This is a genomic window from Chloroflexota bacterium, from assembly GCA_016875535.1.
Classification (GTDB): domain Bacteria; phylum Chloroflexota; class Dehalococcoidia; order SHYB01; family SHYB01; genus VGPF01.
This window is the reverse complement of the sequence record VGPF01000080.1, coordinates 1-2815: the sequence shown is the minus strand read 5'-3', so window position 1 is coordinate 2815 and position 2815 is coordinate 1. Positions and strand designations below refer to the sequence as shown.

Annotated in this window: 2 protein-coding genes; one reads left to right on the top strand and one right to left on the bottom strand. The window is 64.0% G+C overall.

Annotated features, from left to right (window positions below):
• Positions 1-2454: Rne/Rng family ribonuclease (locus tag FJ039_12585; protein ID MBM4406983.1), on the top strand; the 2454-nt coding region annotated here is incomplete at its 5' end.
• Positions 2455-2661: 207 nt separating this feature from the next.
• On the opposite strand, the gene FJ039_12580 is transcribed toward FJ039_12585, so the two are convergent.
• Positions 2662-2815 (bottom strand): low molecular weight phosphotyrosine protein phosphatase (locus FJ039_12580; protein ID MBM4406982.1); only part of this gene is annotated, 154 nt, incomplete at its 5' end.

Sequence of the window (2815 nt, the reverse complement as noted above, 5' to 3'; positions counted from 1 at the left end):
AAGGACGAACGTGGCAACAAGGGCGCCGCCCTCACCACCTTTGTATCGCTGGCGGGCCGGTACCTGGTGCTCATGCCCAACAATCCCCGCGGCGGCGGCGTATCGCGACGCGTGGAAGGTAAAGAGCGCAATGAGCTGAAGGACCTCATCGCCCAACTCGAGGTGCCCCACGGCGCCAGCATCATCGGCCGCACAGCCGGGCTCGGACGCTCACTAGAAGAACTGACCTGGGATCTGAGCTGCCTGATGCAGCTCTGGGGCGCGATCGAAAACGCCGCCAAGGGACTGCCCAACGCCAACGGCGACCGCTTGATTTATCAGGAAAGCAGCCTGGTAATCCGTGCGATCCGTGACTACTTCCAGCAGGACATTGGCGAACTGCTGATCGACACCGAGAGCATCTACGAGCAGGCGCGGCAGTTCATGAGCCACGTCATGCCCGCCAACGTCTCCCGCGTGAAACTCTATCGCGATGACGTGCCGCTGTTCTCGCGCTTCCAGATCGAACACCAGATCGAGACCGCCTACGCCAGCACCGTGGCGCTGCCCTCGGGGGGCGCTATCGTCATCGATCATACCGAGGCTTTGGTGTCCGTCGACGTCAACTCCGCGCGTGCAACAAGCGGCCACGACATCGAGCAGACGGCCTTTAATACCAACCTCGAAGCATGTGACGAGTTGGCGCGGCAACTGCGATTGCGCGATCTGGGCGGTCTGGTGGTGATCGATTTCATCGATATGGAGAATGCCCGCAATCAGCGCGACGTGGAAAATCGCCTGCGCGACGCTCTGCACTACGACCGTGCCCGCGTGCAGATGGGCAAGATCTCCCGCTTCGGACTGATGGAGTTGTCGCGCCAGCGCTTGCAGACCTCACTGGGTGAAACCAGCCATATCGCCTGCCCACGCTGCAACGGCATCGGACACATCCGTAGCATCGAATCCTCTGCCCTGCATATTCTGCGCATCCTGCAGGAAGAGGCCATGAAGGAAAACGCCGCCTCCGTACGCGCCCAGGTGCCGGTTGATGTCGCCACCTACCTGCTGAATGAGAAACGCGCCGAGTTTCACGCCATCGAGCAGCGACTCAAAGTGGCGGTGGTGCTGATTCCCAATATTCATCTCGAGACCCCCAACTACAACATCACCCGCTTGCGGCACGACGAGTTAAACGGCATGGAGCCCCTGCCAGCGTCTTACAAGATGATGGAACAGCCGACCCGGGAAGAGGTTGAAGCTGCCGGCAACGCTGACGCCAAAACGCCAAAGCCCCAGGCAGCCGTGCAGGGCATCACGCCAGAACAACCGGCGCCGACGCCCATCGCAGTGCCAGCGGTACCCGCCAAGGAGCCTTCCATTTTGTCGAAGATCTTCGGCTGGCTGAAAGGCAAGCCGGCGGAAGCGGCCAAACCTGAGCCCGTCGCCAAACCTAGGGAGGCACAACGCCGACCCAATCGCGAAGAACGGCAGGAGTCGCGTCGCCATCGTGGCCGGCCTGAACGCGGTGCAGAGGGGGCCAGCGAGCGCCCTGGTCGCGGGGAACGGCCGCAGCGCGGCGAGCGGCCGGAGCGCGCCGAAGCTCGCGACCGTGATGATAGGAAAGAGCGCGGTGAGCGCTCCGAGCGCCCGGGGCGTGACGAACGACCGGATCGTTCCGCTCGGCCCGAGCGGCAGCGTGGCGACCGCCCCGAAGGCGGCCGCGGTGCGCGACACGAGCGCGGTGATCGCCCTGAACGTGGCGAGCGCCCGGAGCGCGCCGAGCGTCCCGATAGAGGAGAGCGGCCTGAGCGCCCGGAACGTGCGGAGCGCGCGGATCGTCCCGACCGTCAAACCGAGCGGGCGCACGTTGAGTCCAACGGCGTTCAAGGAACTGGCGATGCACCTATGCAGCAGCGTCCGCGTGAGGGCGAGGACGGAGAAACCCGCGGCGGCCGTCGCCGTCGCGGACGTCGCGATCGTGGCGGGCGCGGGGAAAATCAAGTCGCGGCTGAAGGCCAGGACGGTCAGCAGGACGCCATTGCCATGGACTCGGTCGATTCCAGCACAGGGCATGAACCCATGCAGAGGGCGGAACCTGTTTCGATGCAGGATGCCCCCTCACACCCAGAGCCCGTAAGCGTACCCGTTCGCGAGATCGAAACGCAGCTTGCAGAGCCCGTCCGCCAGGCCGTCGCGGAAGTCCAGTCCGAGGTGGCTCAACCGGTAGAAGCCCCCGTGGTACGTGAACCTCGCCCTGCCCCGGTTGCCCCGGCAAAGGTCGAATTGCCGCCAGGTTTGATGATGGTGGAAACCGCCGCAGGGGCCAAGTCGCAAATCGAGGAGGTCTATGTACCCGAGCAGACTCCGAGACGCCCGCGCCGGCAGCGAACTGCTGAAACACCCTCGGCGCCTGTGGAAATGGTGCAGATCGAGACAGCCAGTAAGGACTCCTCCTCCAGCACGTCACTGCACTGAAAATCAGCAAAGGTCTCGACCCTCGCGGCGCACCGCAGTGCTTCCCTCTCCCTTCGGGAGAGGGACCGAGAGTGAGGGAGACTTGATGCATCCTTTCTACACCCGCTTTCCCTCACCCCAGCCCCTCTCCCGGGGGAAAGGGGGTAAGAGTCAGAAGCCCCTCACACACTGCAGCCAGGCTAGCACCGGAGAGCGCCAGCCTGCGTGTCAGTGCCCCAACTCCTGGCGTAACTGGTCCAGCAGGCCCTCGGCGCCCTCCTCCACCAGGTCAAGCACCAGCTCGAAGCCTTCGTGACCTCCGTAGTAGGGATCGGGAACTTCGCGATACGATGCCGCTGGGGCGAAATCCATCAGTAGGCCT